We start from the raw sequence: 24,350 nt of genomic DNA on the forward strand, positions 1-24,350 counted from the left end.
ATGGTCGTATGCCAATTCGACCCAATTCAATTTACTTTTCTGGGCGTGGAATTACACCGTAAAGCATCATATGAACGGTATGTTGAATAATCCGTTGTTGCATACTGCGATTACGTAAGGTTTTTCCAGTGACCATTTCCATTTGGGTTGCAAAGTCAGCATAGTTTTGCGTAATTGCCCAAATGTTCAGAATTAAAAGTTCTGGATCAATATCTTTTGAAATTTTACCTTGCTCTTGCCAGTTGCTAATGACTTTGGCTTTGCGTTTCACTAATTTTTTTAGTGGGCCTTTTAAAATTTCAAGAATGTGTGGTGCGCCCTGAATGACTTCAAGTGCGAACAAACGTGAGGCTTTCGGTTGCGTACGAGATACTTCAATTTTCTGCAATAGATAATTGGTGATCGCTTCTTCAGGCTCAAGGTCTGCTTCCAACATTTGTAGCGGAGCAAGCCACTTTTGTAGAACCGTTGTCAGAACTTCAACATAAAGCGCTTCTTTATTTTCATAGTAATAGAAAATATTCGATTTATGCATTTCTGCAATCTGTGCGATCTCATCCAAGCTGGCGCCATTGAAGCCATACAGGGAAAAGACATCCAGTGCTGCATTAAGCAACTGGTGGCGTTTCTGGGTACTCTTTTTTTGTTCCATTAGCTCTTTTAAGAAAATGAAAAGGGAATATTGAATTGTACGGCAAATCAACAGATTTGTGCACAATCATCGTTTTTAATTTTATGAATTTTGGCAGTTTATTCTGTTCAACGGTCAAATAAATACGACGAATGCCATAATATTTCAAATAATCATTTTAGGGTGAAATTTAAATAAATCATTATTTTTAGTCATGGATTTATATGATTTGTCGTAATTTTTGTGATGTATTTGTCAACAGGCGATAAATCTACCTCAATGCTAAATATGGTTTTGTTGCGATATTGTTCTTGAATAGTACAGGAAGTCACACGGTTTAAGTGATGATTTCCTGCACAAGTACAGCTTAAGTGGCCAAGACCGCTTGTAAGACTTGTTGTTCAAGTTCAGTAAATTCAATGCCTTTTTTTCGTGGGCGGGTCAAATCGACACTAAATTCTTTGGCAATATGGCCTTTATCGAGCAAGATTATACGGTCTGCCAACTGCACGGCTTCACTTACATCATGCGTGACCAAAATCGCGGTAAACCCTTGTTCAGTCCAGAGTTTTTCAATCAAATTCTGCATATCTAAACGTGTTAAGGCATCGAGCGCACCCAGTGGTTCATCTAGCAGCAAAATGCGTGGTTTATGTGACAAAGCACGTGCCAGTGCAGTACGTTGACGTTGCCCCCCTGATAGCTGTGTTGGCCAAAGCCCCGCTTTGTCTTTTAAACCAACTTTCTCGAGGAGTGCTGTGGCATTGGCATGTTGGTCTTTGCTTAAACCGAGTTGCACATTTTTCTCAATGCTACGCCAAGGCAGGAGGCGAGGGTCTTGGAACATCACACGAATATCATCACTGGTGATGCCTTCACGAATATGACGAGCAGACTTAAATTTAATTTCGCCATAACTCGGTTTTTCTAAGTCGGCGATGAGGCGAAGCAGGGTACTTTTACCACAGCCACTACGACCGACAATCGCCAAGAATTCACCGGGTTGAATATGCAGGTCAAGGTCTTCAAGGACTTTAACATCGCCATAAAATTTGTGTAGTTGTTCGATCAGGATCTCTGCGCCCAACACCGCATGGGGGTTGATATCCTCGACAGAAGAACGCTGAGGTTGGGTTGAGTCGTCTGCATGACGGCTTATGCTTAAATCGGTCATCATATGCTCCTTATTTTTGGTAACCCGAGTGCCAACGGAGTAAATATTTTTCTAAGGCAACAGCCAGTACATCGGCTAATTTACCGAGTAGGGCATACAATAAAATCCCGACCAAGACGATGTCGGTTTGCAGGAACTCGCGTGCGTTCATGGTCATATAACCGATGCCGGCTTGTGCAGAAATGGTTTCTGCCACAATCAACAAAACCCAAACGAGACCGAGTGAAAAACGCAGACCAACCAAAATAGACGGCATCGCCCCCGGTAGAATGATTTCTTTATACAGTTGCCAGCCACTCAAACCGTAGCTTTTGCCCATTTCAATCAGTTGAGGGTCTACAGAGCGAATACCATGATAGGTGTTGATATAAATGGGAAAGATTACGCCAATAGCAACTAAAAAAAGCTTGGCCGATTCATCGATCCCAAACCATAAAATCACCAAGGGAATCAGGGCAAGAGCAGGAATGTTACGGATCATTTGCAGCGTGGTATCAAGTAGCGTCGATGCTGTTTTGGATGAACCATTCAGCAGCCCTAAAAAAAGACCTAATCCACCACCGACTAAAAGCCCAACCAAAGCACGACCCGCACTGATTTGAACATGCTTCCACAGTTCACCACTGATCAGTAAGTTCCAAAAGGCCACCACCACCTCACTTGGCGCAGGCAAAATACGACTTTCTAACAGCCCTGTAACAGAGGCAATTTGCCATACAATAATTAATGCAATAGGAAACAACCAAGGCAGCAAACGCTGCCCGAGTTGTGTTCCACGTGAAACCTTCGGTGCTTTGAAGGTTTCAACAGAAACAGTTTTGGACATTAGGCCGGCTCCTGAATCTTTTCAGCTTTTTTATTTTCATCTGGGGTGTAGTTGTTCGCGACAATCTCACCAAATGGGCCCGTTAAGTTAGGTTGAACCAATTTCTGACGCGTTTCCAATGGTAGTAGTGGGAACACCAATTCTGCGAAACGGATCGACTCTTCAAGGTGTGGGTAACCAGAGAAAATAAAGGTGCTAATTCCTAGATCAGCATATTCTTGGATACGTGCGGCTACCGTTTCAGGATCACCAACGAGTGCCGTACCTGCACCACCACGAACCAGGCCAACACCCGCCCATAAGTTTGGCGATACTTCTAATTTACTACGGTCGCCGTTGTGCAGTTCAGCCATACGGCGTTGACCAACAGAGTCCATGGTTTTGAACTTGGCTTGCGCGGCTGCAATGGTGGCATCGTCGACATATTGGATCAGCTCTTCTGCTGCTTTCCATGCTTCTTCATTGGTTTCGCGCACAATGACATGTAAACGAATGCCATAATTCAGTTCACGTCCTTTGGCTTTGGCTTTTTCACGCACCACTGCAATTTTTTCTTTTACCGCAGCAGGTGGCTCACCCCAAGTTAAATAGGTGTCAACTTGATCTGTCGCGAGTTCAACAGCTGCCTCTGAAGAACCGCCAAACCATAGTGGTGGATACGGTTTTTGTACCGGTGGATAAAGTAATTTTGCGTCGTCCACACTCAGGCGTTCGCCATGGAAGGTATAGCTTTCACCAGTATGTGAACGGGTTAAAATTTCACGCCAAATCGTGGTGTATTCTGCGGCAGTTTGGTAACGCGTCGCATGATCTTCATAGACACCATCACCCTTGAGTTCTTGCTCATCACCGCCTGTGACTAAGTTGAGTAAGATACGACCGCCAGATAAACGGTCAAAAGTTGCAGCCATACGTGCAGTCAGTGCAGGCGTTGTCACCCCCGGACGTAGAGCGACTAGAAATTTTAAATTTTTGGTGGCATCAATCAAGCTTGCAGCTGTAAGCCATGGATCTTCACATGAACGACCTGTCGGAATCAGAACGCCTTCATAGCCAAGATTATCCACCGCTACCGCAATTTGCTTCATGTAGGCATGATCGACTTGGCGTGCACCTTTACTTGTTCCTAAGTAGCGACTGTCACCGTGGGTAGGGATAAACCAGAAAATTTTCATGTTCAGTTCCTTGTATTTTTGATGGCTCGGGTATCAATGTGATGAAGGTGTCCAAACTTGCTTTTGGACTTGAATGTTGTTTGGAATCAGTTGGACTTGTTTAAATAAGTCCGCAATATTTTGCTGTGCTTGTATGACCTCGGGTGTCAGCGAGCGCACAGGAGATGGTTTAGATCGGCGAGAAAAGGCTTGTGCAGCAATATTCTTTTGCAGCCCTGTGCTGTTTTGATAAATATCTAAAGCCACATTTTGGTTCTTCACAATCCACTGATCGGAAGCGTCTAGGGCCTTTAAAAATTTAGCTGGGGCATCAGGGTGTGCTTGAACGACTTTTGGATTTGCCACATAAAATGAATAGGTCTTTGGAAAATCACCGGATTGAATCAGCACTTTAGCTTGAGCATCCAACTCCGCTGCAGATAAAAACGGGTCCCAAATGGCCCATGCATCAATTGATTTTTTATCAAATGCGGCTCGTGCATCTGCTGGTGGAATCCAAATTGGTTGGATGTCGCTCCACGTCAAACCGGCTTTTTCTAAAGTCTTGGCTAATAACTCATGCGCACTCGAGCCTTTTTGTACAGCAACGCGTTTGCCACGTAATTCTTGAATGGTTTTGATTGAGCTATCCGCTGGAATCACGACAGCAAGCGACTGTTCAGGCACCACTTCATAGCCAATATAATTCAGGTCTTTATTGGCAGCTTGGGCAAAAATAGGCGGGGTGTTGCCGACATAGCCATAATCCACCGCACCGACCGCAAGGGCTTCTAACATTTGTGGGCCAGCAGGGAATTCCTTCCATTCAATGTGAGCGCCGGGAAATTGTTGTTCAAAGAGCTTTTGTTCACGGGCAACCAGCAAATTTAAGGCTGATTTTTGGAAACCGATAACCAAGGTTTTTACGGCTGTTTCAGCTGGTTTTTCACGATCCTGCTGTGCTGTTTCTTGTTTTTGGCAGGCACTGAGTCCAAGGCCAAAAGTGGTTAAAGTTAGTATGGAAAATGTTCTTAGAATACGCATGGCATCGCCCTTATGCTGTGGTCGGCTTATTTGATAATGGCCGACTCAATATTTAATTTATTTGGAATTAATTTTTCGTTATAAAACGCATCAGCGACTTGCTGCTGCTCTTGCGCCACTTGTGCAGTAATTGGCGTCACTTGATTGCCTAAGCGGGAAATTGATGTTTTAAGCACATCCAGACCTAAGCCAGTTTTGCCTTCGAGTAATTTGGCCGCTTCATCTTGATTTTTAGAGACCCATTGCGTGGTCAAATTCAACTCATTCACCACAGCTTGCAGGACTTTTGGATTTTCCTGAGCAAATTTGCGATCGGCCAAATAGAACTGGTAGTTCTTCACCAAGTTTTCGCCATTGGCAATGGTGCGAGCATTAAGTTGATGCTCAGCGGCGGAAAGGAACGGGTCCCAAATTACCCATGCATCGACTGCACCTTTTTCAAAGGCAGCTCGTGCATCGGCAGGCGGTAAATACACGACATTGATGTCGCTAAATTTAAGCTGATTGGCTTCCAACAACTTGAGCAACAGGTAATGCACGTTTGAGCCTTTGTTTAAGGCCACACGTTTACCTTTTAAGTCCTGAATACTGTGAATAGCCGAATCTTTTTGCACAATTAACGCTTCAGCTTTTGGAACAGCAGGTTGGTTGGCAATGTAAACTAAATCAGTTTGAGCGGCTTGAGCAAAGATAGGCGGTGCTTCACCGACTTCACCAAATGACACGCTGCCCACATTGAGGCCTTCAAGCAGCTGTGGACCCGCAGGAAATTCCACCCATTTGATATTTACACCTTGGCTTTTTAAGGCTGTTTCTAAGGTTCCGCGTTCTTTTAAAATTGGCAATAAGCCATATTTTTGGAAGCCGATATTTAAGGTGACATTTTCATCAGCCTCTTTTTTGCCACAGCTCGACATCATCATGGCACCCACAACCGCTGTAGACAGTACAAGTGTTTTTGTCCAAAGTTTTACTTTGTGAGTACGCATGTGTTGCTCCTATAAAGGTCTAAATGTGCAGAACTGTTGATTTATGAACACATAAGCTAAAGAGTTTTCTTTTTCGAAAAAAATAAGAAAACTTAAATTTAAAATCAGGAAAAAAGATAAATAAAAATCAGAAAAACTTATGAGAAATTATGATTTTAGAAAAACATATAATGTGCAGAGGTATTATTTTAAGTTGTTGAAATTATTTTATTTATTATGGTTATTTAAATGGCAGATATGGTTATTCTGTGGCTTGCAAAGTGATTTGAGGGTGTAGCCAAGGGATTCGGCATAACCTTATGCAAAATAATGCTATTCAGCGCATAAAAAAAGCCACTTTAAAGTGACTTTTTACAAACCAATGAGTTTCTTTGGTAGTTATATAAGGCCTGACGGGCATTCGGTAAGTCATCGACACTGACTTGTTCAAAACCTTGTTCAAGGAACCAATGCGCTGTCCGTGTGGTCAAAATAAACAATTGTTCAATACCTAAATCTCGCGCTTTTTCTTCTAAATAATGCAAAATTTGGCTGCCACGATTCGATTTTCGATAACCTGGATGCACAGCCACACATGCGATTTCAGCAGAGCGTTTTTCATTCCCTGTGACAGGAATCGGGTATAACGCAGCGCAAGCCAAAATCGTACCGTCACGTTCAATCACTGCAAATTGTCCAATTTCATTTTCCAGACGTTCGCGTGAGCGATAAACCAAGATGCCTTCTTGTTCGAGAGGGCGTAACAGATTGATTAAGCCACCCACATCTTGAATATCGGCAGTACGCACTTCTTCATAATGCGCATCCGTGATCATGGTGCCAGAACCGTCACGCGTGAACAGTTCTTCGATCAATGCGCCATCATAGGCATATGAAATAAGATGAACACGGTGTACGCCTTGTAACGAGGCATCTTTAGCAACGCTTAAATGCAGGGCAATATCGGGATTAGAATCTTGATATTGCAAAATATGCTGATCAAGTTGATGAGGTGTAATTTCGCGTTGTAGCTGCCCATGTTCATTGTGCAAACCGTGTTGTTTGCCCAAGAAAATTAACTTATCCGCTTTTAAACTGATCGCAGTTTTGGTCGCAACTTCTTCAGCCAATAAATTAAACACTTCACCTGTAGTGGAATAACCTGTCGGCCCAAGCACCACAATGTTTTGGCTCTCTAAATGACGTTGAATTGCATCGATATCGACGGAACGAACTTCACCAGACAGTTGAAAATCGATACCGTCACGAATGCCATACGGTTTTGCCGTGACTAAATTACCTGAGACCACATCAATACGCGCGCCGTACATCGGTGAGTTGGCTAAACCCATAGATAGGAGGGCTTCAATTTGCAGACGAATGGAGCCAACAGCATTCATCACAGCAGGTAAAGATTCGCGAGTGGTGATGCGACGATGATGATGAAATGGTGTCTGGATGCCGCTGCTTTGTAAATTATGATTGATTTGCGGACGGGCACCATGCACCAAAATTAGACGAATACCAAGCGAGTGTAATAAGGCAATATCGTGAATAATATGTTGAAAATTTTCATGTTGCAGCGCTTCACCATCAAACATGATGACAAAGGTTTTGTTGCGATGCGCATTAATATAGGGTGCAGAATGACGGAACCAATGCACATACTGTAAGGTTGTGCTGGAAGATGGTTCAGTGATATTCGTTTGCATGCCTATGCCTGTTTATTCGCTCTGGTATGGATGATTCTAAACAAAAACATATGACAGCGGAAAGCAAATTTGACATCCTCACCCCCTTAAACGAGGGTGATTCCTACAGCTAGACGCTTATGCCCAAGCGCAAGAATGTTTAGAGCTGAGTTTATATCTCGATCATGAGCTGTACCACAGCTCATGCACTCCCATTCTCTTATTCCAAGATCTGTCTTACCTTTTGGACTACTTGAGGTGATCTCACCGCAGCACGAACAGATTTGGGTGGTATAGGCTTCTTGGACTTCTTCAAACAATACGCCTGCGTTCTCGCATTTATACTTGAGCATTGTTTTTAGTGCAGAAAATCCTGTATCCAAAACAGATTTTGCCATTTTGGTTTTTACTAATTTTTTAGCACTCAAGTCACCTGCAATAATCAATGCATTTTCATTCACAAGCTTGGTGCTTGCTTTATGCAAATGATCTTTTCGGCTATTTGCAATCTTGGCGTGTAATGCACGAACACGCTTCTTATTCCTGGCTCTCTGAGCAATACCTAATTTCTGCTCATATTTTCGATAGAATTTTGGATTTGAAATTACAGTGCCATCAGAACAGGTGGCAATATCTTTTAAGCCTAGATCAATACCAATCGCTTTGGTTGCTGTCGATTCATCTTGCTTAGGCGATTCAACAACAAGACATACATACCAACGCCCACGGCTATCCTCTACAAATGAACCTGTTTTTAACGTGTATTTGCTTAAACCGTAGCTATCCCAAAGCTTAAATTGGTGTTTTCCATACTGGACATATCCATTGGCATATTTGATAGCCACCTTTTTAAAGGGAACCCATCCCAAAGAGCGCCTTGCTGATTTTTTATTGCTGACACGCCATTTCAGCTTTGCCTTTTTAAATTGCTTTCTTCGGGTGACTAATTCTTCAGTTACAGCCTGAATGGTTTGACTATGTAAATTACATTCTTTGGATGTGCCTTTCGTATATTTGGCCATATCAAAAGCAGAGAGAAATTCACCTTTCCGCTTCAAATGCCTAAACCCTAAATCATTGACATAATTCCAGACGAAGTTCACTTCTGATGCTAGTTGGTCTAACACCTTGCAATGTTTGTCTTTTATACGTAATTTAAGGGTTTTCATGTACTTATATTAACAATCAAAACTCAAGGAAAATAGTCCTTAGTTAAATCAAACGACACTTCATGTCGTGTCGCTTATATCTCTGACCTGAAGGACAGAGTTTTACCCTCCATTTGATAAAAAAACACCTGAACAGTGTTCAGGTGTTGGGAAAGGGACTTAAGAGATCGTCGAATGATTAGCCATTCTTAATGCGAATGATGCGATCGGTACGATCATTGACTAGCACGTAGTCACCATTGATTTTGTACCATTGTTGATAACGACCGGTGTTCGGTAAACGGCGCGCTTCACGATCACTCACTTTGTAGCGGCTTGAATCGAAATAACGAGGAAAGCTTTGACCAACACGCCAATCGCGGCTTGGATTTACACGACGAAAGTCATTACGGTCGTAGCGATTATTGTCATAACGGTTGTTGTTATTCCAATTGCTCGGACGGTGATCTTTGTCCCAACGGTTGTCTTGATGTTGGTATGACGGATGGTAACGGCGGTCATCTTGACGATGGTCTGGCGCAGCAATGGCTGCTGTTGTAGCCATCAAAGCCGATACGGAAAGAACTAAACTCGATACGATTTTGTTCATGGGACACCTCTATACATTTCTAATCTGTTTTTCGATGATTCAAAATTAGCGAGAAAGTTCAGAGAAAGCGTGGGGGCAATATAGTTGAATTGTGAAATGTATGGAGGAAATTTGAAGGTGTGTAAATGATCTGAACGCTAGGCAGCATCAGCTTTTGCGGTTAAACATTAAAAAAACCTCATAAAAAAAGCCCAGAGTTGATCTGGGCTTTAAAAAAATGGCGAAATTAAATTCAAAACGGCTTACATACCTAAAATTTTCAGAATACTGTTACTATCTGAGTTGACCAATATGTAGTCATTATTGATTTTATACCATTGCTGATTACGCGATGGTTTAGGTAAGTTATGGTCTTTATAATTGACTTTATAACCATTACCACGATAATGCTGTGGCATCACATAGCCCGTTTGCCATTTATGTTGTTGCAAACGTTTGACTCCACGTTGTTCACGCATACGGCGTCGATCTTCAAGATCGTCATCGTCCTGATAACCACGGTAATCACGATCTTCTTTCATTTGACCATATGCATTGCCGCGTGGGCCATCAAAGCCACGTTCATCGTTCTTGAAGTGAGGCGCTGCAGACGTGATGCTGCTTGCTATTAAAGCACTGAAAGAAATAGCCAAAATTGGCAAAATCTTTTTCATGTTCAACCCTCATGAGTAATTTATCTTCAATATCACTACTGTACGCATTAAATGCAGAGAAACTGTGAAGAAAGATGAATATTTCTTTAAATAAAACGAAGAGATTGCGGATATTATGCGATAAATTTCGCGCTGAGAACAATCTTTCCATCTTGGAAGAGATGGTCCGATAATGCGCGCTTTTTATCCTTGCAATTCAGCTTTGATTAAATTTGAGGTCTATTGTAAGCATGATCAAAAAAGCCCATCAAGTCTTGACAGGCAAATGAGGGGGAGAGATGAAAGACTGAAAATGTTGAGTAACTTCGGGTTTTAGTACCACTGCTCGTTTAGGCATTGGAGTGAATAAATTGCTTGAGCCACAGATTCAGCTTGCTCGGCATCGTCCATTGCAGAGATCAAATTTTCAGTCAGTTGTAAGTTTTCAATTGAACGAATGGTTTCAATTTTGCGTGTTTGATCAGCCATTTGGGTCTCCTTGCCGTCGGTCTATGTCATGGCAAGCAGTCTATGCTTTTATATTTAATTTGAAAAACCGAATATTATTATAAAAATAATTTAAAAATACGATCAATGGCAAATTGGGTAATGAAGCTGTCTATTGATCAAAGCTTGTTGAATTTCAAATGCTAATCTAAGAGTTTAAAAAAAGGGCATCAAATGGCCCTTTTTAGTTCTAAATGTGTCACTTGGAACGTAATTAGTATGCGTATTTCAGGTCGGTATAATCCGTTAATGATTTTTGAATATGAGCTTGAATAAATTCATTAATATCTTCAGGTGTCATTGCTGCACCTTGTTTGGTAATCACATGCTCAAACGGTGCTTGATCTTGCGCAATGATGCGATAAACAAAGTTAGTGATCACTTGAAAGCCTGCTTCTTGCTTTTGAATGCAAGTGACATAGAAATAGGCATGCTCAAAGTTTAAGTCAGTATGCGAAAAAATAAATTGTTCAAATAATTTTGCATTTTGACCGACATCTAAGCCCTTTAAATCGTCCACGATACTCGGGTCGAATTTTATGCCATATTTTGCTGAAATCGGTTGACCATCGACCAGTAGGTTAACCATGCCATCCTCAGTTGGAGTCACTGTAATATTGCTAAAGTCAGACATGTATCAATCCAATGTTTTTAAAGAATGCCCCAAGTATCGGCAAATTTGCTAAAAACTCAAGTCGACTTTCGCGTGGGCACTGCAAAATCATTCGGTTAATGATGCGTTGTAAAGATTCAAGGCATAAAAAAAGGAAGCGCGAGCTTCCTTTTTAAATTGGCTTTCAGCTTATTCATCTTGAGCATCTATGCTGGCACCGGTTAAATGCAAGCTGTCATCACCCATCAAATATAAATACGCAGGCATGATACTTTCAGGCGTAGGCAAAGTTTTTGGATCTTCGTCTGGATACGCCTTTGCACGCATGGCAGTACGTGTCGCACCGGGATTAATGCAGTTAAAACGAATATTGGGATGCTCATTTTCTTTGGCGAACAATGTACTCACGGCTTCAATGGCAATTTTTGAGACCGAGTACGCGCCCCAACGTTCACGGGCTTCACGTCCCACACCTGAACTGGCAAAGACCACTGAGGCATGCTCAGATTTTTGCAGTAATGGCATTAGCTCTTGAGTCAGTACAAAAGGCGCACGAAGGTTCACCGCCATAACATCATCCCATACATCCACAGGATAATGTTCTAGTTCAGTCCGCTCACCCAAAATCCCGGCATTATGCAAAATGCCGTCAAGGCGTCCAAATTGCTTTTCTAAGGTATCGACCAACAGCTCATAATCACGAGGAGAGGCACTAGACAGTTGTAGCGGTAAAATCGCCGGTTGGGGGGCACCCAATCCTTCAATTTCATCGTAAATCACTTCTAGTTTATTCAGTGTGCGTCCATGTAAAACCACGGTTGCGCCATGTAAGGCATAGCTGAGGGCAGCCGCACGGCCAATACCATCGCCCGCACCTGTAATCAGGATAATGCGATCTTTGAGCAGATCGGGGCGAGGTTGATATTCTGAATATTTCATCCGTACCTCCTCGTTTTATTGTGTTGTGTTCTATCGTTATAAAGTCGCTGTGTTTAGCGTTTTCGGTTTGATGACCAAATCATGAATGACTTCATGCAATTCAGCAACAGTCTTCACTATACAATCTGCATGCCAAGCTGTTAAGTCATCTTTGTGTTGTAAAGGTAAATAGCCATAAGCCGCAAGAATTGTGTACATCTGCGCATTACGACCGGCATCGATATCACGTGGATGATCACCGACATAGATACAGTCTTGAGCATCTAGATGAATGTGCTTGGCTGCTAAATACATCGGCTCTGGGTCTGGCTTGGTTTTACTGACATCGTCTGGGCAAACCAATACCGAGCAGCGCTCATTCAAATTCAACGCTTTGAGCAACGCTTCACTGAGTGAACGCGGCTTATTGGTGACAATGCCCCACGGAATTTGATGTTGTTCTAACTCTGCGAGTAGTGGATACATGCCTTCAAATAGATCGGTATCAACTGCAATATCAGCACCATACAGATCTAGAAAGCGTTGACGATGTGCCAGAAAGACAGGATCTTCAACGTCTAACTCTGGATAGACCAGTTTGACCATCGCACGCGCGCCTTCAGATACTTGTACACGAATATCTTCTGCACTGACCACCGCAATGCCTTTGTCACGGCACATGTCTTGAATAATACGAATAAAATCAGCCGCGGTATCAATCAGTGTACCGTCAAGATCAAAGAGTACAGCTTTCATTAGGCTTCTTTCACCGTATGAACCATATAGTTCACATCCACATTCGGTGCGAGCCAATAGCGTTTGGTGATCGGGTTATAATGTAAACCAGTCATATCTTTGAGTTTTAACTCGGCTTGACGAATATCATGAGCTAATTCTGAAGGTTTAATAAACTTCGAATAATCATGAGTGCCTTTCGCCAACATACGTAAAACATATTCCGCTCCAATAATCGCAAACAAATACGCTTTAGGATTACGGTTAATGGTCGAGAAGAATACATGACCACCCGGTTTTACCAGTTTTTGACACGCTAAAATAATTGATGCTGGATCAGGTACATGTTCGAGCATTTCCATACAGGTAACGACGTCATATTGACCTGCTTGTTCTTCTGCCAATTGCTCTACAGGCACTTGGCGATATTCAATATTTTGCACATTTTCTTGTTCGGCATGTAGGCGTGCAACATTTAATGGCGCTTCGCCCATGTCGATACCCAATACTTGCGCGCCACGACGTGCCATGCTTTCAGCTAAAATACCGCCGCCACAGCCTACATCTAATACTTTCTTGCCAGTGATACCATTTGAATGCTCATCAATCCAGTTCAAACGCAGAGGATTAATCATGTGCAAAGGGCGGAACTCAGAATGCTGATCCCACCATATGGCTGCGAAAGCTTCAAATTTGGCAATTTCTTGTGGATCAACATTCAATTGCGACATCGGTTGCACCTCAATCAAGTCTTTATATTTTAGAAAAAAGTTTATGGGAGTTAGTGTAGCGCGTCCTGAAAAAAAAGCGATAAAAGCCTTAAAAAAGTTCACAGAATGAAAACGAAATCGACAGATTTGATTTATAGTGTTGCCATAAACTAATCATAATGATTTTGAGGACGATAAGTTCAATGAAAAAATTCCTTTTAGGCACGATTACAACAGCTATTTTGGCTTTTTCTGGCAGTGCGATGGCAGCGCAATTTGTCGCGGGGACTGATTACACAGTTATTCCAAAACCGATTAAAGTCGAACGTCCGGGTAAAATCGAAGTCCGTGAGTTCTTTTGGTATGGCTGCCCACATTGTTTTACATTAGAACCGCATATGCAAACGTGGTTAAAGCAATTGCCTAAAGATGTACGTTTTGTCCGTACACCTGCAGCAATGAACCCACTTTGGGAACAAGGCGCACGTGCTTACTATGCATCGGAAGCATTGGGTGTTCGTCAAAAAGCACATTTACAATTGTTCCATGACATTCATGTGGGTCAGAAAAATATCTTAGAACAAGGCGCATTTGCGAAGTTCTACACCCGTTATGGTGTTCCTGAAGCGAAATTTAACAGCACATTTAAATCATTTGCTGTGTCTTCAAAAATTGCTCAAGCGAAAAGCTTAGCAGCTCAATATCAATTGAGCGGCGTGCCTGCGATTACCGTCAATGGTAAATACATCGTACAAGGTGAAGATGCACGTACCGTTGAAATCGTGAAATTCCTTGTTGATAAAGAACGCAAAGCGAAATAACAGATGTTTTGAAAAAGCCGCACTCGATGCGGCTTTTTTATGACGGCACATTTTGCGTTTTAGGTCGATAAATTTTGCGGATCAGCGATTTGAGCCAAAGATCGATCCCAATGTAAGATGCCACGAAATAAGAGCTGAACTTGAGTCTGAGCTTGGCGGCGAAATTGTTGTAGCGCATCAGTACGTTGTGGAAGGTCAATATGTCGATGTAAGTCAATCCACTGCATTGCCCAACTTAAGGCCAATTCAAACAAAATTTGTCCCAATACTTTGAGGTCTTGTTCGGATTGAATATGTTGAGTCGCTTCAACTTGAGCCAGTGCATGGGCCAAATCGGTACTGAGAAAATTAAACTCACGTGTAATAGCTTGCCTTAAGGCTGCTGAACCACCCCAACGTTCAGCAATAAGAAACATCCATGCCTCAGGAAATTGCTCAACGGCATGAAATAAATAATCCAGACTTTGTCGTGTGCGTGCATCTGGCGCTTGAAAGCATTGCTGACTCATTTGATTGAGGACATTGCGAAGGTGCAGGGCCATTTGGTCGACCAGTTCCAAACCGAGTTCGTCCATGTCCTGAAAATGACGATAAAATGCAGCGGGGACCAAGCCAACATGACGGGAAATTTCGCGTAAGCTCAGGCTACTGAAAGAACGGCCCGTAGTACTCAATGCAAGCGCTGCATCAAGGATGGCTTTACGACTTTGTTGCTTACGTTCTTCCCGTATCGACATGCAATTCGTCCTGAATTTTGCGTGGCTTCAGTCTAACAAATTTCCTGATGACGTACGACGGGCCTATCAAAACTTGGATGAATGGATTTTGTAAATGCGCACGAATGCGTCCCGAATCTGGCTGTACCTTCTGTTATAATGTGCCGCAATCAATTTTGTCAGATTAAGGACTCATTATGCGTATCGACCAACGAGCATTAGATCAATTACGTGAAGTAAAAATTACCCGTAACTACACACGTTATGCGGAAGGTTCTGTATTGGTTGAATTTGGTCATACAAAAGTTCTTTGTACTGCAAGTGTCGACAACTCAGTGCCACGTTTCCTTAAAGGGAAAGGTCAAGGCTGGGTAACTGCGGAATACGGCATGCTTCCACGTTCTACACATACCCGTAGTGACCGTGAAGCAGCACGTGGTAAACAAAGTGGTCGTACACAAGAAATCCAACGTTTGATCGGTCGTAGCTTACGTGCCATGGTTGATTTGAAAAAATTGGGTGAAAATACAATTAGCATCGACTGTGATGTGATTCAAGCAGATGGCGGTACACGCACAGCATCAATCACAGGTGCAGCTGTTGCTTTGGTCGATGCGATGAATGTCTTGCTTGAAAATAAAAAAATTAAACAAGATCCGCTTAAAGGCTTAGTTGCAGCTGTTTCTGTAGGTATGTATCAAGATGAAGCATTACTTGATCTTTGCTATGAAGAAGATTCAAACTGCCAAACTGACTTAAATGTGGTCATGACACAAGCAGGTGAGTTCATTGAACTTCAAGGCACAGCTGAAGACAAACCATTTACGCGTGCACAGTGTAATGAAATGCTTGAATTGGCTGAAAAAGGCATTCAAGAATTGATCAAAAAACAACAAGAAGCTTTAGGCTGGTAAGTTGTTTGATTCAGTTTAAACTGAATAAAGAGCGCATCTTCGGATGCGTTTTTTTATGCGCTGAATATAGAAAATCCAACAAGAATCGGCTATTCAGTAGCGTGTCTTTGACTCAAATTAATAGGATCAGAATGCTTTGAAGAACTAAAAATGAAAAATTGGATGATGTATTTTTCTTTATTCAGCGTATTTTTGATCAGTGGTTGTGATTTTTTGGGGAATCAGGGTCAAGAGCGTGAAGGTGGTCGTTTATCTGAACAAAGTGAAAACTCAAAAGATCAGGACGATGATCAAGATGAGCGCGAGCAGCATGAAGACGATGCGGAGCATGAAAAGGACTCTGAACATGAAGATCAACGAGGTGCAAAACAACAGCAAGATGATGATTAAGTCATGCTAGAGGTTAAGCAGAAAAAAGGGTGCGACAGCACCCTTTATTTATGTTTAGAGTAAGCCTAGAGCTTAGGCATTAAAGCGCATCGATAAATCAATCGCTGTGACATCTTTGGTAAGCACACCCATCGAAATATAATCGACCCCTGTCGTTGCCACTTCACGTAAATTTGCAATAGTGATATTGCCTGAGGCTTCAAGTTTGCAGCGACCATTCACATGTTTGACGGCATCAATCATTTGTTGCTGACTAAAGTTATCCAACATCACAATATCCGCACCTGCTTCCAACGCTTGGTTGAGTTCATCCCAAGTTTCTACTTCCACTTCAACGGGTTTACCCGGAGCAATGGTATGCGCTTTAGCAATAGCTTGGCTAATGCCTCCAGCAGCCATGATGTGGTTTTCTTTAATCAAAAAGGCATCGAATAAACCTAAGCGATGGTTTTGACCACCTCCGACAGCAACTGCATATTTTTGTGCAATACGTAGGCCTGGCAGCGTTTTACGCGTATCTAATAAGCGAGTATTTAAACCTTCCAATTGTTGAACATATTCAGCTGTTTTAGTGGCTACAGCCGATAATGTTTGCACAAAATTCAGTGCAGGGCGTTCAACGGTTAATAGGCTACGTGCAGAACCTGCTAATTTTAAAAAGGCTTCGCCTGCGGCAACACGGTCACCATCATGTTTCAACCAAGTGACTTGGACAGCGGCATCATAAGCCTGAATGAGCGCATTGACCCACGGTTGCCCTGCTAGCACCATATCTTCACGACTAATAATTGTTGCGGTCGCTTGTTCATCTTCTGGAGTTAAAAGGGCAGTGATATCGCCTTCGCCAATATCTTCTTGTAGTGCGTGTTGAATATTGATTTGGATAGATTGTTCAAGCAAAGATTGCGATATGCTCATAAGAAATTCCGTATCTTTTTAACCCGAGAAAATGTGCGCGCTATATTAGCATTGTTCATGAAAAATGAGCGATTTTTAACTCCTTTCACAGACTTGAATTGAGATTTCAATGTGAAAGTTTTAGCATTAAACCTTTCAAGTAGGGCTCGGCGTTTTGATCTGCAGCATTGCAGGCCGGCTTAGACACAGGATTTTTTTATGTCACAAGCAACAACATTTCAGGTGCAGGATGGGCAATTGCTAGGTGCGCGTCAAATTCCATCACCGAATTTTAACCAGCGTCCTGAAGATACCGAAATTCAGCTTGTCGTCATTCATAATATTAGTTTGCCACCTTCTCAGTTCGGCGGTGGTTATATCGAAAAATTTTTCCAAAATCAGTTGGATTGGTCGAAACATCCTTATTTTCAAACTATTGAAGGGATGCAAGTATCGACACATTTATTGATCTTGCGTACAGGTGAAGTACTGCAATTTGTGAATTTTAATGATCGGGCTTGGCATGCAGGTCGTTCAACCTATTTAGCACAAAAAGAATGCAATGATTATTCGATAGGCATCGAACTCGAAGGAAGTGATGATTTACCTTTTGAAGCTGCACAGTATGCCGTGCTGACCGAGGTCGTGGCGTGTTTACAACAGGCTTATCCTAAAATTCAACAACATATTGCAGGGCATTCAGATATTGCACCGGGACGTAAAACTGATCCAGGTCCATTTTTTGAGTGGAACACTTTTCGTCAACAGCTGCATCATTTTAAAAACAAATAAACAATACATACTGCGTTTAATAAACCAATGAAATTCCTTGACGAGTTTCATTACAATAGGCGCACTTTCAAAAGTGAGAAATACCGATGGCGCTTTGGCGTTCGACAGTCATTGTCAGTGCAATGACTATGTTGTCCCGTGTATTGGGACTGGTACGGGATATTGTCCTGTTAAATGTATTTGGTGCAGGTAAAGACTTCGATACCTTCGTGGTTGCCTTTCGTATTCCTAACTTTTTTAGGCGCTTATTCGCAGAAGGGGCATTTTCACAAGCCTTTATTCCTGTATTGACTGAATATAAAACCAGTCGAACCCATGCCGAAGTCCAGATTCTGATTAGCCGTGTTTTTGGCTGTTTAGGTCTGGTGATGACTAGTTTGACGTTCATCGCGATGGTTGCGGCACCTGCCATTATTTATATCTATGCACCGGGTTTCCATGGTGATGCAGACAAGTTTGCGTTAGCTACCGATATGTTCCGCCTAACGATTCCTTACTTACTGTTTATGTCTTTAACGGCATTTGCCAGCAGTATTTTGAATAGTTATGGCTCATTCAGTACACCTGCGTTCGCTCCAGTGTTACTCAATATCGCGATGATTGCCGGTGCGCTGTGGTTAACCCCTTATATGGCTGAGCCAATTATGGCTTTGGGTTGGTCTGTTGTCGCGGCAGGATTCTTGCAATTGGCGATTCAGATTCCAGAGCTGTGGCGTAAAAAATTACTGATTCCACCCAAAGTAGACTTCAAACACGAAGGTGTTGATCGGATCATGAAGTTGATGCTGCCAGCACTGTTTGGTGTCTCAGTGACGCAGATCAACCTACTGTTGAACACCATTTGGGCGTCTTTTATGCAAGATGGTTCAGTATCATGGCTATATAGTGCTGAACGTATGACGGAGCTACCTTTAGGTTTGATTGGGGTAGCTATTGGTACCGTGATTTTACCGTCATTGTCTGCACGCCATGCTGAACAAGATCAGGACAAATTCCGCCGTATGATTGATTGGGCAGCTAAGGTCATTATCTTGGTGGGTGTGCCTGCCAGTATTGCGCTTTTCATGCTCTCTACACCTATTATTCAGGCCTTATTTGAACGTGGTCAATTTAGCTTTGAAGATACACAGATGACCGCATTGGCATTGCAATGTATGAGTGCCGGTGTGATTTCATTCATGCTCATTAAAGTGTTTGCACCAGGGTTTTATGCGCAGCAAGATACCAAAACTCCAGTACGTGTAGGTTTAATGGCGGTCGCAGCCAATGCCATTCTTAATGTGGTGTTTATTGGATTCTTTAAACTGATTGATTGGCATGCTGAGCATATGGCTTTGGCATTGGCATCATCGGGTTCCGCTTTAGTGAATGCAGGGATGCTGTATTTCTATTTACATAAGCGCAATATTTTCCGTTTTGGGGCGCATTGGAAAAAATTGGTGATTCAGTTTGCGATTGCCAATGCTGTGATGATTGCTGCACTGTGGTACGGCTTAACATGGTACAACGGTGATGTGTCTGCGTGGATGCGTGTCGCGGAAGTGATCATCTTATGTGTGATTGGTGTTGCTGCTTATGGTATCGCCTTAATTGCAACAGGCTTTAGACCACGTCATTTAAAACCATAAAGCTAAAACCATATAACGTAGTAAGTTTACGTGGATGTAAAAAAATAAGAGCTCATAGGCTCTTATTTTTTTCATTGACACTCAAGATGATAAAAACGTACGTTTCTTATCCATGAGTCTAAGGGGGGGTAATTTGTAGTTTAAAACGACATACAATCCGTCGCCTAAACTTTTCCTCGAGAGAGGAAACCAACAATTGCAAGGATAACTGCAATAACCAAAAGAATAACAGCAAAGTCTTTGGATAAGCCTGCCACACCACCAAAACCTAGCAGACTCGCAATCAATGCAATTACAGCGAAAATAATAGCCCAACGGAACATAGTTTTATCTCCATGTGATTTTTTATTCTGTATGCCCATTATAAGAGGCTAAAAAAACCTACTATGTAGTCTTTTGTTTATTTAATGTTCAATATTCGGTAACTTAAACAAAGAATTAATGTGCAGGTTCAGTTAATATGCCTGCCACCTTTGTTGCGAGCGAGAAGATGACCGATACTCTACGCCCACATTTTTGGAAAAAGCATGCTTTGACTGAACTCACCCATTTGGAGTGGGAGTCACTCTGTGATGGTTGCGGGCTTTGCTGTTTAATTAAGCTTGAAGATGAAGATACTCATGAGGTTGCCTACACCAAAGTGGCATGCAAACTTTTAGATTGTGAAAAGGCATCTTGCTCCAATTATCCAAATCGTCAATCACATGTTCCAGACTGTATACAGCTGACGCCACATCAGATTCACCAATTTCATTGGCTACCACCAAGCTGTGCTTATCGTAGAATTTCTGAAGGTAAAGATTTACCACGTTGGCATCATCTAGTGACGGGAAATCGTGACAGTATTTTGAAGGCACGAAAGTCTGCCGCAGGGCGTTGCATCAGTGAAGAAGACGTCAACCCTGATGATATTGAAGATTATATTGTACGTTGGGTACGCTAAAGGACACAGATACGCTCTATCTTGGATCTAGAGTTGATCTTGTATCATAGCCAGAAAGTCTTGTTCTGACAGAACCTGAAAACCGTGCTGTTTGAGGAGTGCTGTGGTTACTCCATAGCCTTCAATTTTCGTACGGGTAAAGCTGCCGTCATAAATATAATGGCTGCCGCAAGACGGGCTGCGATCTTTCAAGACAACAACATCAACTTTGTGTAATTGGGCCAATTCTAACATTTGTTGAGCACCTGCAATAAATTCAGCACTAACGTCTGTCCCCAAAACATCTTTAACTTGAGCTGTACCATTGAGCACATCAGTGGCTTGACCATTTTGAATTTCTGCAGGAAAACGTGGACAGCTCAGGCCGCCCATCATTTCTGGGCAGGCCGTAATGACTTGGTGAGTCTGCATCAGTTGGCAAATCGCTTGTTGTGTATTCGATTTGGCATCATAACGAACGGGTTGGCCTGCCAGACAGGCACTGACTAAATACTTCAGTGTCATCGTGTCTTGCTCCACAAGTTTTAGTGACTCAAAAGTTCCATCGCATGGTCATAACTGAGCGGACGATAAAAGTAAAAACCTTGTCCAGTATGACAATTACATTCTTTTAAGGTATCGACCTGTTCCGGTTTCTCTATACCTTCGACTAATATATTCAGGGAAACACTCGCACCAATTTGTGTAATCGCTTTGACAATGGCAAGTGCTGAACAGTCGGTATGCATGCGTTCCACAAAATTACGGTCTATCTTAATACAGTCGACAGGGTAATTACTCAAACGTGTTAATGATGAATGACCTGTACCAAAATCATCTAGAGAAATGTGTATGCCATGCTCTTTTAATAAATGGAGAGCGCGAATCACATAATTTGAGCCACGTTCTGACAGGCTTTGCTCGGTAATTTCGACCTCAATAATGTCTGGTGAGATACCAAACTGCTTTAAGCGATTCAGTAATTTTTCCGCATAGTCATCACGTAAAAATTCGACAGGTGCAGCATTTATTGAAATCGGTAGCGGTTGCAGTCCAAGTTCAATCCATTTTTGAATATCTTGAAAGATTTTAATTTGCATTGTTTCACTAATGCGTGAAGCCAATTCATAATCTTGAAATGCAGCAAAAATTTGAGAAGGTAATTGTAATTGTTGGTCTTTATCATACCAACGTAACAAGGCTTCAAAGCCGATAACTTGACTGTCAGAAAGACGAACCTTGGGTTGATAAAACGGAATAATTTGATTGGACTTAATCAAGCTGCGTGCAAGCGTTAATTGGCGAGTAGTATTTTCAAGGGTTTTGAACATAGTATGGTTGAACATTCGTACACCACCACGACCACTGCTTTTTAAATCATTTAGCGCAATATCAGCACATTTAAGTAAATTGGAGGTATTTTGTGCATCGCGTGGGTAGATCGCACAGCCAATACTCATACCAATATTGATACTTTGCCCATTATAGAAAATGGGCATGTCCATTTGCTGACAGGCGATGCTGGCAAAATTCTGTAATTGTTGTTGCGATTTTAAATTTGGAATAGAAATGGCAAATTCATCGCCACCTAAACGTGAAACTACAATATTTGTATCAAAACATTGCTGAAAACGCTGCCCAAGGGTATGCAGTAAATGGTCTCCTGCACTATGACCTAAGGTGTCGTTAATATGCTTAAAATAATCTAGATCGATTAATAACAAACCCAGTTGTTGCTGATGTTCTCGCGCCACTTTTAATTGGCTTTTAAATACTCGACTAAACGCACGGCGGTTTAATAAACCTGTTAAATCATCTCGTTCAATGATGCGTTGAAGTTTATTTTCTGCAAGTCGCTGTATCGTAATATCACGTGATACACAGAGGATTTCTTTGACTTGGCCATATTCGTTGAATACTGGGCTGAGCATATTATCCCAATAAGCCAAGGGTTCATCTGCTACTTGGCTCATGCCGACAAAGCGAGATATTTTACCTTCTTTGGCTTCGGCAAAAGCATTCAAACACGCGTCACGGACTTCTTCAGGCAGTAATTTATGCCAAGACATACCAAACTCAGTTTCAGTTAGAGGTACGCCCAGAGCTAAACATCCCGCGCGGTTCATATGCAGAACATGACCGTCTAGACTTAATAATTTTATACAGTCGACACTAGCATCTAACATTTGATTACGACTATTCAGTTTTTCTCGTAATTCAGCGAATTGATTATCTTGTAATTGTATATTCTTGGCTTGGGGCATTTTTTGAAATAAATTTATAGGTAGATCAATGCCTTGTTGAACTTGAACGATTCGCTTTTGCTTTGTTGATTGCTTCATACAATCTGTCCAATTGGGTCAGGCAAGTCTAAAATGGGATATCTTGCCGATGATACTTTAATTTGATCAATAAGGGCTAGGATGTCTTGTTACATTATAGTTAACATTCGCCTAAGCTTTTTTACATGCAAGATACTTAAATAACGACATTAAACCACCCTCATAAATTGAATACCGAATAAAGCAAAGATTCTGCCAAGGCAGTGTTAGAATAGAAAAAACGTCCCCAATTGCCGGAAACGAAATAATAAGATGTCAGACAGCCAAATTCCTCTTCCTGAACGCATGCGTCCTCATGATTTATCTCAAATTATTGGACAAGATCACCTTTTAGGTGAAGATGCACCGTTACGCCAGATGATTGACCAAGGGCATTTGCCATCGATTATTTTTTGGGGACCTCCGGGGGTAGGTAAAACCACGATTGCATTGTTGTTGGCGCAGGCTGTTGACCGACCATTTATTAGTTTATCTGCGCTCAATACTGGGGTGAAAGAGTTACGTGAAATCATCGCCGATGGTGGAGATTTATTGACACCTGTGGTGTTTATTGATGAAATTCATCGTTTTAATAAGTCACAACAAGATGCCTTACTGAATGCAGTTGAAAAGGGCAAAATTACCCTGATTGGTGCAACCACAGAAAACCCTTCATTTGAAGTTAATAATGCCTTATTGTCGCGTTGTCAGGTGTATACCTTAAATGCTCTGGATAATGACGCAATTCAGCGCTTATTGGATCAAGCCATTCACCAAGATTCGTTTTTAAAAGAGCGTTATATTCAAATCGAAGAATATGAAGCTTTATTTCAATTTGCCGCAGGTGATGCTCGTAAAGCATTAAATCTTTTAGATTTAATCGCCAGTACGTTTGAGCCAGACTTAGAAAATATCATTAACAATGCGGTGGTAGTCAAAGTTGCGCAGCAAAATATTGCACGCTATGACAAATCGGGCGAACAGCATTATGATCTAGTTTCGGCTTTTATTAAGTCGATTCGAGGCAGTGATCCAGATGCCGCTTTGTATTGGATGGCTCGAATGCTCAAAGGTGGTGAAGATCCGGTCTTTATTGCCCGTCGTATGTTGATTGCGGCATCTGAAGATATTGGCAACTCAAATCCAAATGCTTTACTGTTGGCTGGAGAATGTTTCCGATCTGTGCAGGCAATTGGTATGCCTGAATGTCGAATCATTTTGGGGCAATGTGCGGTATATTTGGCAACCAGTGCTAAAAGTAATAGTACTTATTTGGCCATCAACAAAGCCTTAGATTTGGCAGAAAAAACCTCGAATTTACCTGTGCCACTACATTTGAGAAATGCGCCAACCAAATTGATGAAAGAGCAAGGCTATGGCGTGGACTATTTATATCCACATAATTATCCTGAACATTTTGTCATGCAGGACTATATGCCGCCTGAACTAAAAGGCACTAAGCTGTATGAGTCTGCACGCAATAAACGTGAAGTCGAAGGTGAGCGTTTGCAGCAACGACGTTGGATGCAACAACAGCAGTAATAATTTGAATGATCATAATGGGAAGGCGCTTCGGCGCCCTTTTTTA

At 42.0% G+C, this 24,350-nt stretch carries 27 protein-coding genes; 7 read left to right on the plus strand and 20 right to left on the minus strand.

All coding sequences use genetic code 11. From position 1 onward, the window contains the following. Positions 1–31 precede the first annotated feature (31 nt). The 15 genes from G0029_RS00225 to ubiG form a co-directional block, all read right to left on the minus strand. The gene (locus tag G0029_RS00225) at positions 32–652 is read right to left on the minus strand and encodes a TetR/AcrR family transcriptional regulator (RefSeq protein WP_078190649.1); all 621 of its coding nucleotides are present in this window, start codon (positions 650–652) and stop codon (positions 32–34) included. Positions 653–998: 346 nt separating this feature from the next. Further along, positions 999–1,805 (minus strand): ABC transporter ATP-binding protein, encoded by an 807-nt coding sequence (locus G0029_RS00230; protein WP_180027319.1) that lies wholly within the window; start codon positions 1,803–1,805, stop codon positions 999–1,001. A gap of 10 nt (positions 1,806–1,815) precedes the next feature. Continuing rightward, positions 1,816–2,631, minus strand: a complete 816-nt coding sequence (ssuC, locus tag G0029_RS00235) for an aliphatic sulfonate ABC transporter permease SsuC (RefSeq protein ID WP_180107839.1) — start codon at positions 2,629–2,631, stop codon at positions 1,816–1,818. Beyond that, positions 2,631–3,806, minus strand: a complete 1,176-nt coding sequence (ssuD, locus tag G0029_RS00240) for an FMNH2-dependent alkanesulfonate monooxygenase (RefSeq protein ID WP_168379803.1) — start codon at positions 3,804–3,806, stop codon at positions 2,631–2,633. Before ssuD ends, ssuC begins: the two co-directional genes overlap by 1 nt. Positions 3,807–3,839: 33 nt before the next feature. Further along, positions 3,840–4,829 (minus strand): aliphatic sulfonate ABC transporter substrate-binding protein, encoded by a 990-nt coding sequence (locus tag G0029_RS00245; RefSeq protein WP_180107838.1) that lies wholly within the window; start codon positions 4,827–4,829, stop codon positions 3,840–3,842. Positions 4,830–4,855: 26 nt separating this feature from the next. Continuing rightward, positions 4,856–5,818, minus strand: coding sequence for a sulfonate ABC transporter substrate-binding protein (locus G0029_RS00250; RefSeq protein ID WP_180107837.1), 963 nt, complete (start codon positions 5,816–5,818; stop codon positions 4,856–4,858). 338 nt (positions 5,819–6,156) lie between these two features. Next, positions 6,157–7,509 (minus strand): amino-acid N-acetyltransferase, encoded by a 1,353-nt coding sequence (gene argA / locus G0029_RS00255; protein ID WP_111886026.1) that lies wholly within the window; start codon positions 7,507–7,509, stop codon positions 6,157–6,159. An 86-nt stretch (positions 7,510–7,595) separates the two neighbouring features. Beyond that, the gene (locus G0029_RS00260; protein WP_194087875.1) at positions 7,596–8,657 is read right to left on the minus strand and encodes an RNA-guided endonuclease InsQ/TnpB family protein; all 1,062 of its coding nucleotides are present in this window, start codon (positions 8,655–8,657) and stop codon (positions 7,596–7,598) included. A gap of 178 nt (positions 8,658–8,835) precedes the next feature. Then, positions 8,836–9,246 carry an RcnB family protein gene (locus G0029_RS00265; RefSeq protein WP_168379728.1) on the minus strand — a complete coding sequence of 137 codons (411 nt, stop codon included), beginning with the start codon at positions 9,244–9,246 and terminating at the stop codon, positions 8,836–8,838. Between the two features lie 242 nt (positions 9,247–9,488). Beyond that, complete coding sequence (locus G0029_RS00270; RefSeq protein WP_180107834.1) at positions 9,489–9,899, minus strand: RcnB family protein; 411 nt, start codon at positions 9,897–9,899, stop codon at positions 9,489–9,491. Between the two features lie 312 nt (positions 9,900–10,211). Further along, a complete protein-coding gene (locus G0029_RS00275) occupies positions 10,212–10,367 on the minus strand; it encodes a hypothetical protein (RefSeq protein ID WP_168379727.1) in 156 nt (51 codons plus the stop codon). A 232-nt stretch (positions 10,368–10,599) separates the two neighbouring features. Next, on the minus strand, positions 10,600–11,019 hold the full coding sequence (locus G0029_RS00280) for a hypothetical protein (protein WP_180024665.1): 420 nt from the start codon (positions 11,017–11,019) through the stop codon (positions 10,600–10,602). A gap of 168 nt (positions 11,020–11,187) precedes the next feature. Continuing rightward, positions 11,188–11,937: a YciK family oxidoreductase gene (locus tag G0029_RS00285; protein ID WP_078190639.1), complete on the minus strand. Its 750-nt coding sequence runs from the start codon at positions 11,935–11,937 to the stop codon at positions 11,188–11,190. 36 nt (positions 11,938–11,973) lie between these two features. Then, complete coding sequence (locus G0029_RS00290; RefSeq protein WP_180107833.1) at positions 11,974–12,672, minus strand: HAD family hydrolase; 699 nt, start codon at positions 12,670–12,672, stop codon at positions 11,974–11,976. Continuing rightward, the gene (ubiG, locus tag G0029_RS00295; RefSeq protein ID WP_078190637.1) at positions 12,672–13,382 is read right to left on the minus strand and encodes a bifunctional 2-polyprenyl-6-hydroxyphenol methylase/3-demethylubiquinol 3-O-methyltransferase UbiG; all 711 of its coding nucleotides are present in this window, start codon (positions 13,380–13,382) and stop codon (positions 12,672–12,674) included. Before ubiG ends, G0029_RS00290 begins: the two co-directional genes overlap by 1 nt. 182 nt (positions 13,383–13,564) lie before the next feature. On the opposite strand from ubiG, the gene G0029_RS00300 reads away from it, so the two are divergent. After that, positions 13,565–14,182: a thiol:disulfide interchange protein DsbA/DsbL gene (locus G0029_RS00300; protein ID WP_111885097.1), complete on the plus strand. Its 618-nt coding sequence runs from the start codon at positions 13,565–13,567 to the stop codon at positions 14,180–14,182. 59 nt (positions 14,183–14,241) lie between these two features. Here G0029_RS00300 and G0029_RS00305 read toward each other — a convergent pair whose 3' ends face one another. Next, complete coding sequence (locus G0029_RS00305) at positions 14,242–14,919, minus strand: TetR family transcriptional regulator (RefSeq protein ID WP_180107832.1); 678 nt, start codon at positions 14,917–14,919, stop codon at positions 14,242–14,244. 176 nt (positions 14,920–15,095) lie between these two features. On the opposite strand from G0029_RS00305, the gene rph reads away from it, so the two are divergent. Beyond that, a complete protein-coding gene (gene rph, locus G0029_RS00310; protein ID WP_111885099.1) occupies positions 15,096–15,812 on the plus strand; it encodes a ribonuclease PH in 717 nt (238 codons plus the stop codon). A 150-nt stretch (positions 15,813–15,962) separates the two neighbouring features. Beyond that, the gene (locus tag G0029_RS00315; protein WP_180084467.1) at positions 15,963–16,202 is read left to right on the plus strand and encodes a hypothetical protein; all 240 of its coding nucleotides are present in this window, start codon (positions 15,963–15,965) and stop codon (positions 16,200–16,202) included. Between the two features lie 72 nt (positions 16,203–16,274). Here the strand turns inward: G0029_RS00315 and nadC are convergent, their stop codons facing one another. Continuing rightward, positions 16,275–17,120, minus strand: a complete 846-nt coding sequence (gene nadC, locus G0029_RS00320; protein WP_180107831.1) for a carboxylating nicotinate-nucleotide diphosphorylase — start codon at positions 17,118–17,120, stop codon at positions 16,275–16,277. 198 nt (positions 17,121–17,318) lie between these two features. Between nadC and ampD the strand changes: the two genes are divergently transcribed. Together ampD and murJ are read left to right on the plus strand one after the other, a co-directional pair. After that, the gene (gene ampD / locus G0029_RS00325; RefSeq protein ID WP_180107830.1) at positions 17,319–17,891 is read left to right on the plus strand and encodes a 1,6-anhydro-N-acetylmuramyl-L-alanine amidase AmpD; all 573 of its coding nucleotides are present in this window, start codon (positions 17,319–17,321) and stop codon (positions 17,889–17,891) included. Positions 17,892–17,977: 86 nt separating this feature from the next. Then, positions 17,978–19,519, plus strand: a complete 1,542-nt coding sequence (murJ, locus tag G0029_RS00330) for a murein biosynthesis integral membrane protein MurJ (RefSeq protein WP_180107829.1) — start codon at positions 17,978–17,980, stop codon at positions 19,517–19,519. A gap of 164 nt (positions 19,520–19,683) precedes the next feature. Here the strand turns inward: murJ and G0029_RS00335 are convergent, their stop codons facing one another. Continuing rightward, a complete protein-coding gene (locus tag G0029_RS00335; protein ID WP_005006601.1) occupies positions 19,684–19,842 on the minus strand; it encodes a DUF1328 domain-containing protein in 159 nt (52 codons plus the stop codon). A 167-nt stretch (positions 19,843–20,009) separates the two neighbouring features. On the opposite strand from G0029_RS00335, the gene G0029_RS00340 reads away from it, so the two are divergent. Next, entirely contained in the window at positions 20,010–20,462 is a 453-nt protein-coding gene (locus G0029_RS00340; protein WP_180054337.1) for a YcgN family cysteine cluster protein, read from the plus strand. A 27-nt stretch (positions 20,463–20,489) separates the two neighbouring features. Here G0029_RS00340 and G0029_RS00345 read toward each other — a convergent pair whose 3' ends face one another. Together G0029_RS00345 and G0029_RS00350 are read right to left on the minus strand one after the other, a co-directional pair. Continuing rightward, positions 20,490–20,966 carry a DUF523 domain-containing protein gene (locus tag G0029_RS00345; protein WP_180107828.1) on the minus strand — a complete coding sequence of 159 codons (477 nt, stop codon included), beginning with the start codon at positions 20,964–20,966 and terminating at the stop codon, positions 20,490–20,492. A 20-nt stretch (positions 20,967–20,986) separates the two neighbouring features. Beyond that, positions 20,987–22,783: an EAL domain-containing protein gene (locus tag G0029_RS00350; RefSeq protein ID WP_180107827.1), complete on the minus strand. Its 1,797-nt coding sequence runs from the start codon at positions 22,781–22,783 to the stop codon at positions 20,987–20,989. A 252-nt stretch (positions 22,784–23,035) separates the two neighbouring features. On the opposite strand from G0029_RS00350, the gene G0029_RS00355 reads away from it, so the two are divergent. Next, positions 23,036–24,304, plus strand: a complete 1,269-nt coding sequence (locus tag G0029_RS00355) for a replication-associated recombination protein A (RefSeq protein ID WP_180107826.1) — start codon at positions 23,036–23,038, stop codon at positions 24,302–24,304. Positions 24,305–24,350 lie beyond the last annotated feature (46 nt).

The sequence above is a fragment of the Acinetobacter sp. YH12138 genome, assembly GCF_015218525.1.
In the GTDB taxonomy this organism is placed as follows: domain Bacteria; phylum Pseudomonadota; class Gammaproteobacteria; order Pseudomonadales; family Moraxellaceae; genus Acinetobacter; species Acinetobacter amyesii.

Bases quoted from the DNA above. Each gene is read 5' to 3' on its own strand.
- G0029_RS00225 (WP_078190649.1), bottom strand. From the start codon at position 652: ATGGAACAAAAAAAGAGTACCCAGAAACGCCACCAGTTGCTTAATGCA.
- G0029_RS00230 (WP_180027319.1), bottom strand. From the start codon at position 1,805: ATGACCGATTTAAGCATAAGCCGTCATGCAGACGACTCAACCCAACCT.
- ssuC (WP_180107839.1), bottom strand. From the start codon at position 2,631: ATGTCCAAAACTGTTTCTGTTGAAACCTTCAAAGCACCGAAGGTTTCA.
- ssuD (WP_168379803.1), bottom strand. From the start codon at position 3,806: ATGAAAATTTTCTGGTTTATCCCTACCCACGGTGACAGTCGCTACTTA.
- G0029_RS00245 (WP_180107838.1), bottom strand. From the start codon at position 4,829: ATGCGTATTCTAAGAACATTTTCCATACTAACTTTAACCACTTTTGGC.
- G0029_RS00250 (WP_180107837.1), bottom strand. From the start codon at position 5,818: ATGCGTACTCACAAAGTAAAACTTTGGACAAAAACACTTGTACTGTCT.
- argA (WP_111886026.1), bottom strand. From the start codon at position 7,509: ATGCAAACGAATATCACTGAACCATCTTCCAGCACAACCTTACAGTAT.
- G0029_RS00260 (WP_194087875.1), bottom strand. From the start codon at position 8,657: ATGAAAACCCTTAAATTACGTATAAAAGACAAACATTGCAAGGTGTTA.
- G0029_RS00265 (WP_168379728.1), bottom strand. From the start codon at position 9,246: ATGAACAAAATCGTATCGAGTTTAGTTCTTTCCGTATCGGCTTTGATG.
- G0029_RS00270 (WP_180107834.1), bottom strand. From the start codon at position 9,899: ATGAAAAAGATTTTGCCAATTTTGGCTATTTCTTTCAGTGCTTTAATA.
- G0029_RS00275 (WP_168379727.1), bottom strand. From the start codon at position 10,367: ATGGCTGATCAAACACGCAAAATTGAAACCATTCGTTCAATTGAAAAC.
- G0029_RS00280 (WP_180024665.1), bottom strand. From the start codon at position 11,019: ATGTCTGACTTTAGCAATATTACAGTGACTCCAACTGAGGATGGCATG.
- G0029_RS00285 (WP_078190639.1), bottom strand. From the start codon at position 11,937: ATGAAATATTCAGAATATCAACCTCGCCCCGATCTGCTCAAAGATCGC.
- G0029_RS00290 (WP_180107833.1), bottom strand. From the start codon at position 12,672: ATGAAAGCTGTACTCTTTGATCTTGACGGTACACTGATTGATACCGCG.
- ubiG (WP_078190637.1), bottom strand. From the start codon at position 13,382: ATGTCGCAATTGAATGTTGATCCACAAGAAATTGCCAAATTTGAAGCT.
- G0029_RS00300 (WP_111885097.1), top strand. From the start codon at position 13,565: ATGAAAAAATTCCTTTTAGGCACGATTACAACAGCTATTTTGGCTTTT.
- G0029_RS00305 (WP_180107832.1), bottom strand. From the start codon at position 14,919: ATGTCGATACGGGAAGAACGTAAGCAACAAAGTCGTAAAGCCATCCTT.
- rph (WP_111885099.1), top strand. From the start codon at position 15,096: ATGCGTATCGACCAACGAGCATTAGATCAATTACGTGAAGTAAAAATT.
- G0029_RS00315 (WP_180084467.1), top strand. From the start codon at position 15,963: ATGAAAAATTGGATGATGTATTTTTCTTTATTCAGCGTATTTTTGATC.
- nadC (WP_180107831.1), bottom strand. From the start codon at position 17,120: ATGAGCATATCGCAATCTTTGCTTGAACAATCTATCCAAATCAATATT.
- ampD (WP_180107830.1), top strand. From the start codon at position 17,319: ATGTCACAAGCAACAACATTTCAGGTGCAGGATGGGCAATTGCTAGGT.
- murJ (WP_180107829.1), top strand. From the start codon at position 17,978: ATGGCGCTTTGGCGTTCGACAGTCATTGTCAGTGCAATGACTATGTTG.
- G0029_RS00335 (WP_005006601.1), bottom strand. From the start codon at position 19,842: ATGTTCCGTTGGGCTATTATTTTCGCTGTAATTGCATTGATTGCGAGT.
- G0029_RS00340 (WP_180054337.1), top strand. From the start codon at position 20,010: ATGACCGATACTCTACGCCCACATTTTTGGAAAAAGCATGCTTTGACT.
- G0029_RS00345 (WP_180107828.1), bottom strand. From the start codon at position 20,966: ATGACACTGAAGTATTTAGTCAGTGCCTGTCTGGCAGGCCAACCCGTT.
- G0029_RS00350 (WP_180107827.1), bottom strand. From the start codon at position 22,783: ATGAAGCAATCAACAAAGCAAAAGCGAATCGTTCAAGTTCAACAAGGC.
- G0029_RS00355 (WP_180107826.1), top strand. From the start codon at position 23,036: ATGTCAGACAGCCAAATTCCTCTTCCTGAACGCATGCGTCCTCATGAT.